11 protein-coding genes and 1 tRNA gene are annotated in these 13,314 nt (G+C 34.1%); 8 read left to right on the plus strand and 4 right to left on the minus strand.

What is annotated here, in order from left to right; genetic code table 11:
• Window positions 1–164 precede the first annotated feature (164 nt).
• Both Q0358_RS06060 and Q0358_RS06065 read right to left on the minus strand, forming a co-directional pair.
• Window positions 165–803 (minus strand): trimeric intracellular cation channel family protein, encoded by a 639-nt coding sequence (locus Q0358_RS06060; RefSeq protein WP_299548793.1) that lies wholly within the window; start codon window positions 801–803, stop codon window positions 165–167.
• A complete protein-coding gene (locus tag Q0358_RS06065) occupies window positions 793–2,010 on the minus strand; it encodes an HD domain-containing protein (RefSeq protein ID WP_299548796.1) in 1,218 nt (405 codons plus the stop codon). The genes Q0358_RS06060 and Q0358_RS06065 overlap by 11 nt, the downstream gene beginning before the upstream one ends.
• A 122-nt stretch (window positions 2,011–2,132) precedes the next feature.
• Between Q0358_RS06065 and ccsA the strand changes: the two genes are divergently transcribed.
• The 6 genes from ccsA (at window position 2,133) to Q0358_RS06095 (ending at window position 8,761) form a co-directional block, all read left to right on the plus strand.
• Window positions 2,133–4,994 carry a cytochrome c biogenesis protein CcsA gene (gene ccsA, locus Q0358_RS06070; RefSeq protein ID WP_299548799.1) on the plus strand — a complete coding sequence of 954 codons (2,862 nt, stop codon included), beginning with the start codon at window positions 2,133–2,135 and terminating at the stop codon, window positions 4,992–4,994.
• Window positions 4,995–5,074: 80 nt separating this feature from the next.
• Window positions 5,075–6,892 carry a threonine--tRNA ligase gene (thrS, locus tag Q0358_RS06075; protein WP_299548801.1) on the plus strand — a complete coding sequence of 606 codons (1,818 nt, stop codon included), beginning with the start codon at window positions 5,075–5,077 and terminating at the stop codon, window positions 6,890–6,892.
• Window positions 6,889–7,404, plus strand: a complete 516-nt coding sequence (gene infC, locus Q0358_RS06080) for a translation initiation factor IF-3 (protein WP_299548804.1) — start codon at window positions 6,889–6,891, stop codon at window positions 7,402–7,404. Before thrS ends, infC begins: the two co-directional genes overlap by 4 nt.
• 35 nt (window positions 7,405–7,439) lie before the next feature.
• Complete coding sequence (rpmI, locus tag Q0358_RS06085; protein ID WP_006801751.1) at window positions 7,440–7,634, plus strand: 50S ribosomal protein L35; 195 nt, start codon at window positions 7,440–7,442, stop codon at window positions 7,632–7,634.
• Between the two features lie 93 nt (window positions 7,635–7,727).
• Window positions 7,728–8,081, plus strand: coding sequence for a 50S ribosomal protein L20 (gene rplT / locus Q0358_RS06090; protein WP_299548809.1), 354 nt, complete (start codon window positions 7,728–7,730; stop codon window positions 8,079–8,081).
• A gap of 80 nt (window positions 8,082–8,161) precedes the next feature.
• Window positions 8,162–8,761 (plus strand): hypothetical protein, encoded by a 600-nt coding sequence (locus Q0358_RS06095; RefSeq protein WP_299548812.1) that lies wholly within the window; start codon window positions 8,162–8,164, stop codon window positions 8,759–8,761.
• Between the two features lie 190 nt (window positions 8,762–8,951).
• On the opposite strand, the gene Q0358_RS06100 is transcribed toward Q0358_RS06095, so the two are convergent.
• A complete protein-coding gene (locus Q0358_RS06100; protein WP_299548815.1) occupies window positions 8,952–10,613 on the minus strand; it encodes a hypothetical protein in 1,662 nt (553 codons plus the stop codon).
• Window positions 10,614–10,837: 224 nt separating this feature from the next.
• Here Q0358_RS06100 and gdhA point away from each other — a divergent pair, with 224 nt between their 5' ends.
• Together gdhA and Q0358_RS06110 are read left to right on the plus strand one after the other, a co-directional pair.
• Window positions 10,838–12,190, plus strand: a complete 1,353-nt coding sequence (gdhA, locus tag Q0358_RS06105; protein ID WP_299548818.1) for an NADP-specific glutamate dehydrogenase — start codon at window positions 10,838–10,840, stop codon at window positions 12,188–12,190.
• Window positions 12,174–13,016: a DNA ligase gene (locus tag Q0358_RS06110; RefSeq protein ID WP_299548821.1), complete on the plus strand. Its 843-nt coding sequence runs from the start codon at window positions 12,174–12,176 to the stop codon at window positions 13,014–13,016. The genes gdhA and Q0358_RS06110 overlap by 17 nt, the downstream gene beginning before the upstream one ends.
• A gap of 185 nt (window positions 13,017–13,201) precedes the next feature.
• On the opposite strand, the gene Q0358_RS06115 is transcribed toward Q0358_RS06110, so the two are convergent.
• A tRNA-Arg gene (locus tag Q0358_RS06115) sits at window positions 13,202–13,278 on the minus strand.
• Window positions 13,279–13,314: the final 36 nt, after the last annotated feature.

The following is a 13,314-nucleotide window of genomic DNA, read 5'->3' on the forward strand; positions in this document are numbered from 1 at the left end:
TTGTGAGGAATTTGTATAATTACATATTTTTAAAAAAAGGAATGACAATGAAGAAAACTTTGCTAATTTTAGGTGTTTTTGTGGCGGTGTTTAGTTTTAGTGGTTGTGAAAAACAAGAATATCAACACCCAGCACATAGAAGCGGAGCGGTGAAGTAGTATTTATCACTTAGGATTAAACTTAAAAGTTGGTAATCCTAAGTGGTAGCGAATAGAGATTAAGCGAACAATAAAACCAATAACTAGACACGTAATAATGATTGTGTTTTCATCTAAGAAAAAATGATATTTGCTTACATAATCTCCAATAACATATAAGCTTCCTATTAGTAGCGCAATGCTCGCGTAGAGTTCTTTTTGAAAAACAAGTGGAATCCTAGCGCAAAATATATCTCTTAAAATCCCACCAAAGACTCCTGTAATGATTGCCCCAGCAACTGCCATTGATCCACTTGGGTGTAAATCTATTCCAACACGCGCACCAATAACACTAAAAACAGCAAGCCCAAGCGCATCAAGAACTAAAAATGTTTTTTCAAATCGTGCAACAAAATAAGGAATTTTTGTAGTTAAAAGTGCCGCAAAACACACAATAACAAGATATTCTGGGTGTGCCACCCAAGTTAGCGGATAATGTCCAAAAAGAACATCACGAATAGAACCGCCCCCAATTGCCGTTACGCAAGCAATAAATAACACTCCAAACCAATCCATATTATGTCTTCCTGCCGCAAGTGCGCCTGTCATTCCTTCTGCAGTTATTCCTATGATATATAAGCTTGTTAGAAGCATTTTATTCTCCAAATTCCCTAAAGAGATAGCCTAAATCGATTCCATTTAAGGTTTTTGCGTTATAAGAATATTCTAATTTTTTAGCTCCTTCTACTAAATCTTTACTTTTGATTCCGTGATCAATGGAAATTTTAGCCTCTAAAAATGCACTTAAGTGATCGCAATATTTTAAAAATTCTCCAAAAACTGGGTCTTTTGGATTTTGTGTGGTAACTTCTTTAAGAAAATCTTCCCATCTTTGATGGCTATATACAATATTTTTATCATTTTTATAGCGATTTTCAAATTCATTTTGTGTGTAATATACAATATTATCTGCAATGGATTTTGGAACAATTTTTAAAATTTTTTCTTCAACAGCCTCTTTTTCGATTTCTTTTAAAAATGCATCAAGACCTTCTATATTTTTCTTAATAGGGGAGATAATATCGCGAGTTAGAATTTCTGGTAAATCATGAAATAATCCACAAAAAAAATGTTGGATTTGCATAGTTTTTGAAAATTTTAAATCAAATCCTAAAAGATATGCAATAATTGCCACAACTAAAGTGTGCCCAAGCACAGATGTGCAAGGCACACGAGGTGTTTGACTCCAACGCTTTTGAAAGCGTAATTGTCCAAACATATTAATGAGTTCGTGCGTGTCTTTGTAAAGCACAATCTGTCTAATACCTGCTAAATCATAATGTTCTTGGACTTGTTTATCAATAATATCTTTAATGTTTTGCACATCATAAAGATGGGGATTAAAATGGTAAATTATATCAAATTCCCATTTAGACGCATAATAATGAGAAGCTTTTAAAATCGCTTTTTCTAGGTTTTGCACTTCTCCATAAAGATAATTTCGCATTGATTCTAAAAAGCCAAATCCTTTTAAATCATCTTCTAATTGCTTGCAGACAAAATCTACTAAGGCTTTGTTGTGTTTTTGAGTGAGTTTGTGAAACACAGGGGGTTTAATATCTGTTAAAATGATGCGTTGTAAAAATTCATAGCAAAACTGCATAATTAAGCGTTCAAAATCAATTTTTTTGCCATTTTCTAGTATTTCATAATGGGCTAGCAAGTAAGCAATGACTATTTTATGAGCTTGTTTATCAAGCTCTATAAATTCTACAGGTGTTGCTTGGTCATTCCAACGCCTAATGTTGGCAGCAACAAAAATTTTGCGCAAAAGTGTGAAGCCTAATGTGGGTTTTTTGATTTTGGATTCCATAGTTTTCCTAAGTTTTTGCACGATTATACCAAATTATATTTGTGTTTGTTTGCCTTTTGTTAATTAAATTAAAGTGCAGTTTAGATAGAATGGCGACTTATTTTTGTCTTTATGAGGAATTTATGGATAGAGCAAAAAAACTCATTAAAAGCATCATTGAAGGATTTTGTAATTTTTGGGTAACAGTGATTTTGTTAATTGCTTATGGAAGTGCCTGTGGTGTTGCAACTTTTGTAGAAAATGATTATGGGACACCAAGCGCAAAGGCTTTAATATATGGCACACAATGGTTTGATTTGCTGCATTTATTGCTGGTATTAAATCTTATTGGTGTTTTGTTTTTCTCAAGGGTTTTGCAACGCAAAAAATATGCGTCCTTTTTATTTCATTTTTCTCTAGTGGTGATTTTTATAGGAGCGGCAATTACACGTTATTATGGGTTTGAGGGAGTGATGCATATAAGAGAGGGAGAGCAAAGTAGCGCCATAGAATCCCAAGAAGAATTTATTACAATTTTAGCAAAGGTGGATGAGAAACTTTATCGCGCCTTTTTTCCAACAACAATCACGCCTTTAGTGCAAAAAAGATTCCAACAAATTCTACCTTTTGAAGATGGAAATTTAGAAGTGCAATATGTTGATTTTATCCCAGCAAAAGACAAAATGGATACAGATAGATTAAAAGTTAAGGTAAGTTTTAAGGGTCAAAGCAAAGAAATAGAAGTGGTAAAAAATACAGGGATCAATCAGGTTACTCCTTTTGTGTTAGGGGGTAAAAAATTTGCATTAGATTGGGGGAGTCGCACAGTGGCATTGCCTTTTGCAATCGCATTAAAAGATTTTCAACTAGAGCGTTATGCTGGTTCTATGAGTCCTTCTTCCTATGCTTCTGATCTTGTAGTGATTGATCCGATAAATAATGTAGAAAAGCCTTATCGTGTTTATATGAATAATGTCTTAGATTATGGGGGATTCCGCTTTTTCCAATCTTCTTATGATTTAGATGAGCAAGGCACAATTTTATCGGTCAATAGAGATCCAGGAAAGATTCCAACTTATATTGGTTATGCAATGCTTACTTTGGGTTTGCTTTGGGCTATGTTTGCTAAAAATGGGCGTTTTTATCGTTTGGGGCAGTATTTAAAAATGCAAAATCTTGTGCTTGCTTTTGCATTTTGTTTTGGATTGTTTTATACAACTTCATTACAGGCAACTCCACAAATGGCGGAAAAAATGCAAACGCAAGCTACGCAAAATATGGAATCTAAAACAAATAAAACGCCTTCTAATAATTCTCATAATGATGAGATGTTTGAGGAACTACCAATTACTACAGAGAGCATTTTAGATTTAATTAAAAATCTTAAAGAAAAAAGTGGCACACATAGTGAAAAGTTTGGACGTTTGATTGTGCAGGATTTTGGCGGAAGAATGAAACCTATGGATACTTTAGCGATGGAATATGTGCATAAAATGACAAAAAAAGATGGCTTTTTAGGACTTAGCAATATGCAATTATTTTTAGGAATGATGGTGTATCCTAATGAGTTTAAAAAAGTAAAAATGTTGGCAATTTCTACACCAAAACTTAGAGAAATTATTGGTGTAGATCAAAATGAAAAATATGTTGCCTTTGAAGATGTATTTACAAGCAATACTTATAAGCTTGCAAATTTTTTAGAAGATGCAAACCGCAAAAAACCGGCAATGCGTGATACATTTGATAAAGATGTGATTAGTCTTGATGAGCGAATTAATGTGGCGTTTTTGATTTATACAGCGCAAAGCCTTAAAATTCTTCCAGATTTTAGCGGTAAAAGTGATAAGTGGTTTACGCCAAGTGAGGCGATTGCAGGATTTGATAAAGAAAATGCAGAACAGCTTCAAAGGCTTTTTGGAGCGTATTTTAACGGTTTTCATTATGGACTTTTAGAAAATAATTGGGAAAATGCAGATTTAGCAATAGAAGCACTAAATGGAATCCAAAATAAGTTTGGTATAAATTTGCTTCCACCTAAAATACAAGTTGATTTGGAAATTTTTCTTAATCACTACAATTTGTTTGAAAATCTAACTCCACTTTATCTTTGTTTTGGAATTTTGTTATTTATTATTGTGCTTGTGCAGATTTTTCGGCACAAGAATGCAGAGAATTTAGCAAGTCGTGTTGTGCATTGGGTAATTGCATTTTTGGTATTAATACATTCAATTGCACTTGGTTTGCGCTGGTATGTAGGCGGACACGCCCCTTGGAGCAATGCGTATGAATCAATGATTTATATTGCTTGGGCAGCTGGAATCTCTGGTGTAGTTTTCTTTAGGAAAAGTTATTTAGCGCAGAGCATGGCAAGCTTTTTGGCAGGGATTTCACTCTTTGTGGCGCATTTAGGATTTATGGATCCGCAAATTGGAAATTTAGTTCCCGTACTCAAATCTTATTGGCTTAATATCCATGTTTCAATTATTACTGCAAGTTATGGGTTTTTAGGGCTTTGTTTTATGCTTGGTGCTTTGACTTTAGCACTTTTTATCCTAAGGAATCCAAAATATCCAGAATTAGATCGCACGATTTTAACTTTGCATACTATTAATGAAATGGCAATGATTTTAGGACTTGCGATGCTAACAGTTGGTAATTTTTTAGGAGGTGTGTGGGCTAATGAGTCTTGGGGAAGATATTGGGGATGGGATCCAAAGGAAACTTGGGCATTAATTTCTATTATTGTTTATGTGGTTGTCTTACATATCCGTTTTATCCCAAGAGGAAACAATCCGTATGTTTTTGCAGCATTAAGCGTTGTTGCATTTTATTCAATTTTGATGACTTATTTTGGTGTGAATTTTTATCTCTCTGGATTGCACTCTTATGCTGCAGGAGATCCATTGCCAATCCCAGTATTTTTGTATTATTTTATCGCAATTACGATTCTTTTAATTGTATTAGCGGCACGCAAGGCAGATTTGCCTGCGCCAAAATTACCTTAAAATTCTTTTTGATTTAAGAGTTAATTTTTAAATTTTTTGGTATAATCAAAACTTATTTTTGAAATTTAAGGGCAATTTTTATGTCGCAAATTATTGGTATCAAAGCAAATAGCGCAATTTATGATACACAAAGTGCCGAGGAATTAGGAATAAATGGAGATCCGATTTATTTTGATAATTCTGAAGAATCTTTGTCTATTATGCGTCACACTTGTGCGCATTTGATGGCAGAAGCTTTAAAAGCACTTTATCCTGAAGCACAATTCTTCGTTGGTCCTGTGGTAGAAGAAGGATTTTATTATGATTTTCGCGTGAATCATAAGATTGGTGAAGAAGATTTAAAGACCATTGAAATAAAGATGAAAGAAATCGCTAAAAAAGGTGAGAAGATTACAAAATATTATCTAACGCGCGAAGAAGCTAAGGAAAAATTTAAAAATGATGATTTAAAACAAGCAGTAATGAGTAAGATTCCATTAGGCGATGGAAAATTAAGTATTTATGCGCAAGGAGAGTTTGAAGATCTTTGTCGTGGTCCGCATTTACCAACATTAAAATTATTAAATGCTTTTAAACTTACAAAAGTTGCTGGAGCATATCTAGGTGGCGATGAAGATGCAGAAATGCTGACAAGAATTTATGGAATCGCATTTGCAGATAAAGAGAGTTTAAATCAATATTTACATCAATTAGAAGAGGCAAAAAAGCGCGATCATAGAAAAGTTGGCGTTGAAATGGAACTTTTTACTTTTGATGAAGAAGTAGGTGCTGGGTTACCTATTTGGCTGCCTAAGGGGGCTAGGCTTAGACGTAATCTTGAGAATCTCTTAACACAAGCTTTGATTGAGCGTGGGTATGAGCCTGTGCGTGGTCCTGAGATTCTGAAAAGTGCGGTGTGGAAAACAAGTGGGCATTATGCAAATTATGGTGAAAATATGTATTTTACAATCATTGATGAAGTGGAATATGGTATTAAGCCGATGAATTGTGTTGGACATATTAAAGTTTATCAAAACTCTTTGCATAGTTATCGCGAATTACCTTTGAGATTCTACGAATATGGTGTTGTGCATCGCCACGAAAAAAGTGGAGTGTTGCACGGATTGTTGCGTGTTAGAGAATTTACACAAGATGATGCACATATCTTTTGTCGTCCAAATCAGATTGCGAATGAAGTGGAGAGTATTATTGATTTTACACAAAAGATTATGAATGCTTTTGGTTTTAGTTATGAAATGGAAATTTCTACAAAACCCGAAAAGTCTATTGGTAGTGAGGAAATTTGGGAAGAAGCAACACAAGCCTTAAAAGGAGCGTTGGAGAGTTGTGGAATTGCATATAAGATTGATGAGGGTGGTGGAGCATTTTATGGTCCTAAAATTGATATTAAAATTACTGATGCTATTGGGAGAAAATGGCAGTGTGGAACGGTGCAGATTGATATGAATTTGCCAGAACGCTTTATGTTGACTTACACAGATGAAAATAATAGTGCGCAGCAGCCTGTAATGATCCATCGTGCAATTTTAGGAAGTTTTGAGCGTTTTGTAGCGATTTTGACAGAGCATTTTGGTGGAGAATTTCCATTTTTTGTTGCTCCAACACAGGTTATCATTATCCCTATTGGCGAGGCACAACATAATTACGCAAAAGAATTGCGTAATGCATTGTTGAGAGTTGGTGTTTATGCAGAAATTGAGGATAAAAATGAAACACTAAATAAGCGTATCCGTAATGCAGAGAAGCAAAGAGTGCCGATGATTGCCGTTTTGGGGGCAAAAGAAATGGAGAATAAATTGGTTGCAGTGCGTGATCGTCGTTTAAAAGAACAATCAGAAATGAGCTTTGAAGAATTTATAACATTAACTAAGGAGAAAATGCGTGAGGTTAGCTTTTGAGTAAAAATGATAATGTAATCCTAAATGAGGATATTGATTTTCCGCAAGTGCGTTGTATAGGTGATGATGGTGAGCAGTATGGGGTGATTAGCTCTGATGAGGCCTTAAGCATTGCAGATAGTAAAGGGCTTGATTTGGTGTTGATTGCGCCAGATGCAAAACCTCCTGTTTGTAAGGTTATGGATTATGGAAAATTCCGTTATCAGCAAGAAAAAAAGCAAAAAGAAGCAAAAAAGAAGCAAAAACAAATTGAAATTAAAGAAATTAAGCTTTCTGTAAAGATTGCAAGTAACGATATTAACTATAAAGTCAAACACGCCAAAGAATTTTTAGAAGAGAATAAACATGTAAGATTTCGTGTATTTTTGCGCGGGCGAGAAGTTAGCGAACCGCAAGGTGGCTTTGAAGTGCTAAATAAAGTTGCTACGATGCTTGAAGATGTGGCAAATATTGAAAGAGATTTTAAGGTAGAGGGGCGTTATGTTAATATGCTTGTAACGCCTAAAAAATAGTTAATTGATATTTATCTTATGAAAGGAGAGTAACGATGCCAAAGATGAAAACAAATCGTGGTGCAGCCAAAAGATTTAAATTGAAAAAAAATCTTGTGAAGCGCGGTTCAGCGTTTAAGAGTCATATTTTGACAAAAAAACGCCCTAGAAAAATCGCAAATCTTAATGCACCAAAGTATGTGCATGATGCTAATATTGAGTCTGTTAAAAAAATGCTCTGTATGGCATAGGCTAAAAGTTTCATACATTTAAGTATGTCATTCCCCTAGAATTAGGGCAAGTTTGGTAGAAATACCACACCGCAATATGGTAAAGGATATAAAATGGCAAGAGTAAAAACAGGTGTAGTTCGAAGAAGACGCCACAAAAAAGTTTTAAAATTAGCACGGGGTTTTTATAGTGCAAGACATAAGCACTTTAGAAAAGCTAAAGAGCAATTAGAAAGAAGTTTATGTTATGCATTCCGTGATAGAAAACAAAAGAAAAGAGATTTTAGAAAACTTTGGATTGTAAGAATTAATGCTGCTTGCAGAATTAATGCAATAAGTTATTCAAGGTTTATGTTTGGTCTTAAAAAAGCTGGCATTACACTAGATAGAAAAATTTTGGCAGATATTGCAATGCACGAACCAGTTGCGTTTGCAAAAATCGTTGAGAGTGCTAAAAAGGCATTATAATTTAACTAAGAGATTCCTAAATAGAATCTCTTCTAGCCTTTTGAAATTATGATATTGATCTTAATTTTAAAGGGTTTGTGATGCGCTTTATTTACTTTTTATTTTTATGTGTGGTTGTGTCTATTTCAGCTAGTGCTGAAACTTTAATTAAGCAACGTTTAAATGTCATTATAGATGTTGAACCTAAACAATATTCTAGTAATCTTGTAGTTTCTGGTTCTAAAGAGCTTCAAAAATTGAAATCATTGAGTCTTGAAAATAAAAATGCAGTTATTAGGACTTTTAATACAATTAATGATTTTTTGAGGAATGATAACATCTGTAAAGGGGGGAGTTTTGCAATCAATCCTTCCTATCATTACAAAGATGGCAAGAAGACACAAGAAGGGTTTGAAGCAGATTTTGCCTTGCATTGTGAATTTGTGGAATCTCAAAGACAAGAGTATAATGCGATTTTGGAAAAGATTGAAAGTGAAGTTTCTAAAAACCCTTTCTTAGTGTTTGCTTTTCCAAAAATTGATTTGAATATAAGTAAAGAGGAGTTTGAAAAAAGCGATGCTTTTCTAAATACTGAGCTTTTGAAGCTTGCTTTGGAAAAAACAAAAGAATACGGAAAACTCACCAAAAAGAAATGTTCCATTAAGGAAATTACATTAGGCGACATTAGAGATATTGATTAGGTAACTCTTAAAGCAGAACCTCGCTTAATGCAAAGCCCCGATAATATATTAGAAGACATTGTATTGCCAAGCGCAAAAAAAGAGCAAAAAAACTTATGGGGTAATGTAATTTTTAGTTGTAAGTGAAGTTTTAGAAATTTTATTTAAAAAATTGGAATCCAAAATTAAGTTTGGATTCCATAGGCAATGCTTATGCTCTCAAGAGTTTCGTAAGTGGTAGTGTGTTTAGAAAATTATCTTTAAAAGTTTCAGAACTTTCCTTGAATTTGTTTGAATCAAAGAGCAAGCGATTAATTTCTTTATAGCTTGTTTCAAAATGCTCCAATAAAGATTCCACAAGATTTCCTGTTGTTAAATTGGAATCATTTTTATCGTTTTGATTTGGTTTGTTTTGGTTTGTTTCAAGTTTGCCAAAGCTACTTTCAAGCTTTGTCCACATTTCAGATAGCTCAAAGCTCACACCATTTTTACCACTTTGAAGCGAGCTTAAACTAATAGAAATATTGACTTTTAGGCTTGAAATTTGAGTAAAACTAATGTTGCTATTATTTAAGATTCCATTTAAGATTCCATTTAAGATTCCATCTTCAAGATTTCCTAATTGTCCTTGAATGCCTGCATTTAAATTACCTGAAATAAAGCTACCTTGTAAAAAATTTGCTTGAAAACTTCCATAGGCTTTTTGAGCAAGTATCTGAGTAAGTCCTCCTTGAATTGCATCATTTTGCGCCTGATTTTGTAAGGCATCGTTTTTGATTTTTTCAGAAACTAGGTCAATATGATGCACCTTTCCACTATTGCCACTATCAAAAAGAAAATCTGAACTTTTACGCTTAATTCCTAATAAATCTCCCTTTTCTCCGTGCATTAACTCTTCGCTTTCTACAGGACTAAGGTAGATAACTCCTATTCCTTTTTCTCCAAGCCCTACAAGTTTCCCTTCACCATTTGCATCTGGCGTCCAAATTCTTAGCTTGTTATAAATAGGGTCTTCTCTATCAATCTTCCCATCTTTATTGGAATCATAAACGCTTAAATCCTTAAAGCCATCTCCACTTTTTGTGCCAAACAGCTCATTTCCATCATTGATTTTGCCATCATTGTTTTTATCTAATGCCAAAAATCCTGAACCTTTTTTGAGTGTTGCAATTTGATCAGGTGAGCCATCGCTATCTAAATCAAATTGCATTTTTGTATCACTAAGTTCTGTTCCATTGCCTTCATAATCAATCACAAGTGGATCGATAACATTTTGATTTGGTGCTTGCGCTCCACCTTGTGTATTGTTATTAGATCCATTGATTTGGATATTTTGTATAAAACTTTGTGAGATTCCTATACTAATATTTAGCTCTTTTTTAGTTCCATCGCTTGCAAGAATCGTCCCTTGAATAGAAACTTGCAGAGATTGCGAAAAACCTTGTGTAATACTAATCCCATTCCCTAAATTTTTATGCGTTAAACTAGTGTTTAATAGGGATTCTACACTTAAATTAGTGTTTTGAGAATTATTAGAAGAGCCACTAGAAGAATTACTAGGTTTCATTCCAAACACTTCTTCCCACATTTTTAACATTTCTTCTTTGATTTGTGAGAGTTTTTCTAATGCCTTATTTACAATAACTTTTTGAAAGTCATTAAGCTGCCCATTGTTTAGAGAATTACCAGAGAGAATCTCTGAAGTTTGTCCATTAGCATCTTTGTCAATACTAGATTGTGGAACGCCATTTGCTTGTGTATTTGTAATCTCTTCTTTTGTAGGGTTCTTTTGATTTACACTTAAATGCGTGGTGGCTGAAGTGTGTGAAAATTCAAAAGCCTGAAAAGAAGAGAAATTAATGCCTACTTGCATTGTTTCTCCTTTTGCTTTTTGTTTAACACTCACTATATCGGCAACTTTTTTAAAAACTAAACTAAAATGAGATATTTTTGTTGATTAAGCATTTTTTGAAAAAATAAATTTTGATATAATTCTAAAATTAACAAAAAATATTAAATCATAAGTTTAATTTAAAATTTATTTTAATACAATTCTTTGGCAAATTACTAAATACAATTTACACCAAAGGAATAATAATGTCTTACGCGCAAGAAGTCATCCAAAGAGTTCAAAAACTTTATCCAGAGCAAATTGAGTTTCATCAAGCAGTTAAAGAAGTGTTAGAGTCTATTGAGCCGGCATTGCAGAAAGATTCAAAGTTTCAAAAATATAAGATTTTAGAGAGAATTGTAATTCCAGAGCGTCAAATTAATTTTCGTGTAACTTGGGAAGATGACAAAGGGGAAATTCAAGTTAATCGTGGTTATCGAATTGAGTTTAGCTCGCTTTTAGGTCCTTATAAAGGAGGTTTGAGATTCCATCCTAGTGTAACAGAAGGAATTATTAAGTTTTTAGGATTTGAACAAATCTTTAAAAATGCACTAACAGGGCTTGCAATGGGTGGTGGAAAAGGCGGAAGTGATTTTGATCCAAAAGGAAAAAGCAATAGAGAAGTGATGCGCTTTTGTCAAGCTTTTATGAATGAGTTATATCGCCATATTGGCGCACACACTGATGTTCCAGCGGGAGATATTGGCGTTGGTGGGCGTGAAATTGGGTATCTCTTTGGGCAATATAAAAAACTCACAAATCGTTATGACGGGGTTTTAACAGGTAAATCTTTGCTTTGGGGCGGTAGTTTGGTTAGGACAGAAGCTACAGGTTATGGAAGTGTGTATTTCGCGCAAGAGATGTTAGAGCATAGTAATTTTGGTGCTTTAGAAGGGAAAGTTTGTTTGGTTTCTGGAAGTGGAAATGTTGCAATTTATACCATAGAGAAGTTGCAACAACTTGGAGCAAAACCTGTAACAATTAGTGATTCTAAAGGGATGATTTATGATGAAGCAGGGATTGATTTAGCATTGCTAAAAGAAATTAAAGAAGTTAGGCGTGAGAGTTTGGAATCCTATGCAAAAGAAAGAAGTAGTGCAAAATGGACAAGTGTGAAAGATTATCCAAGTGATCATAATCCACTATGGGCGATCCCCGCTTTTGCTGCATTTCCAAGCGCAACACAAAATGAATTAAATGTAAAAGATGCAGAAAATCTTTTAAAGAATGGCTGTAAATGTGTCAGTGAAGGGGCAAATATGCCTTCAACCATTGAAGCGGTGCATAAATTTTTAGATGCAAAAATTTGCTATGGTCCCGGAAAAGCTGCAAATGCAGGTGGTGTTGCCACAAGTGGGCTTGAAATGAGTCAAAATGCTTCAATGACTTCTTGGAGTTTTGAAGAAGTGGATTTAAAGCTTCATAAAATTATGAAAAATATTTATCTTAATGCAAGTCAAACAGCAAAAGAATTTGGTGATCCTACAAATTTAGTGCTTGGTGCAAATATTGCAGGATTTAGAAAAGTTGCGAATGCAATGATTGAACAAGGTTTGTAATCTGAAAATTCTTATTCAACTCTTTTTAATTTGGAATCTTTTTTGGAATTTCTCCTTTGGAGAAATTCCGAGATTTCAACCTTATAAAACCCCTTTAAGTAATACAGAACTTCAAGCTTTTGTGATGAGTGAAAAGTTAGATGGTGTGCGTGGAATTTGGAATGGAAAAACCCTAAAAACACGCAATGGAAATCTCATTGATGCTCCCAAGTTTTGGCTAGACAATTTTCCACCCTTTATCCTAGATGGAGAGCTATGGCTCAAGCGTGATGCCTTTGCTCAGACTTTAAGTGTGATTAAAAATAAAGAAAAGAAACAATGGGAGAGAGTTACTTTACAAGTTTTTGATGTGCGTGGAGTGTGTGAGGATTGCACTTTGCAACAGCGTTTGAAGGTTTTGCAGGAATATTTAGATAAAAATCCCAGCAAATTTATAAAAATAATTCCACAGATTCCTATTAAAAATCAATTGCATTTAGAGGAATTTTATCAAAGTGTTTTAGAAAAAGGTGGGGAGGGTGTAATTCTTCGCCATAATGCTATTCTAAATCTTGGCTATAAATTAAAGCCTTTTTTGGACGCAGAATGTGTTGTAAAAGGACACACACAAGGCAAAGGAAAAAATACTGGAAAATTGGGATCTGTGATTTGTGAAGCAATGATTAATGGAATCCAAAAACGCTTTAAAATCGGATCAGGTTTTAGTGATAAAGAAAGAGAGAATCCGCCACAAATTGGCGCAATAATTACTTATAAATATCAAGGACTTACGCAAAATGGACTGCCAAGATTTCCTGTGTTTTTGCGCATTAGAGAAGGGGATTAATATTTTCTAAATCGGCAGTGTTTGAAGATGTTTTGTTTTGTGATTGAACCATCGGGATTTAAGGATTCTTTGGAGATTTTAAGCGTGGTTGCATAAATTGGGATTAATCCTATTGCGCCATTGTAATCTCATTAAAATTTTTGAAGTGTATTGTATCAGAAAAATTGTTTAAATATTGAAAAGTTTGGTACGCTCAGAGGGAGTCGAACCCCCAACCCTCAGATCCGAAGTCTGATGCTCTATCCAATTGAGCTATGAACGCTTTTTGAAAAATAGGGTAAAATAGTAGCCTAAAAAA

Origin of the sequence: uncultured Helicobacter sp. (assembly GCF_937893305.1) — a bacterium.
Lineage (GTDB): Bacteria > Campylobacterota > Campylobacteria > Campylobacterales > Helicobacteraceae > Helicobacter_D.

Excerpts from the sequence above, each read along its gene's own strand:
- Q0358_RS06065 (WP_299548796.1), bottom strand. The coding sequence starts at position 2,010 with ATGGAATCCAAAATCAAAAAACCCACATTAGGCTTCACACTTTTGCGC.
- ccsA (WP_299548799.1), top strand. The coding sequence starts at position 2,133 with ATGGATAGAGCAAAAAAACTCATTAAAAGCATCATTGAAGGATTTTGT.
- thrS (WP_299548801.1), top strand. The coding sequence starts at position 5,075 with ATGTCGCAAATTATTGGTATCAAAGCAAATAGCGCAATTTATGATACA.
- rpmI (WP_006801751.1), top strand. The coding sequence starts at position 7,440 with ATGCCAAAGATGAAAACAAATCGTGGTGCAGCCAAAAGATTTAAATTG.
- rplT (WP_299548809.1), top strand. The coding sequence starts at position 7,728 with ATGGCAAGAGTAAAAACAGGTGTAGTTCGAAGAAGACGCCACAAAAAA.
- Q0358_RS06095 (WP_299548812.1), top strand. The coding sequence starts at position 8,162 with ATGCGCTTTATTTACTTTTTATTTTTATGTGTGGTTGTGTCTATTTCA.
- Q0358_RS06100 (WP_299548815.1), bottom strand. The coding sequence starts at position 10,613 with ATGCAAGTAGGCATTAATTTCTCTTCTTTTCAGGCTTTTGAATTTTCA.
- gdhA (WP_299548818.1), top strand. The coding sequence starts at position 10,838 with ATGTCTTACGCGCAAGAAGTCATCCAAAGAGTTCAAAAACTTTATCCA.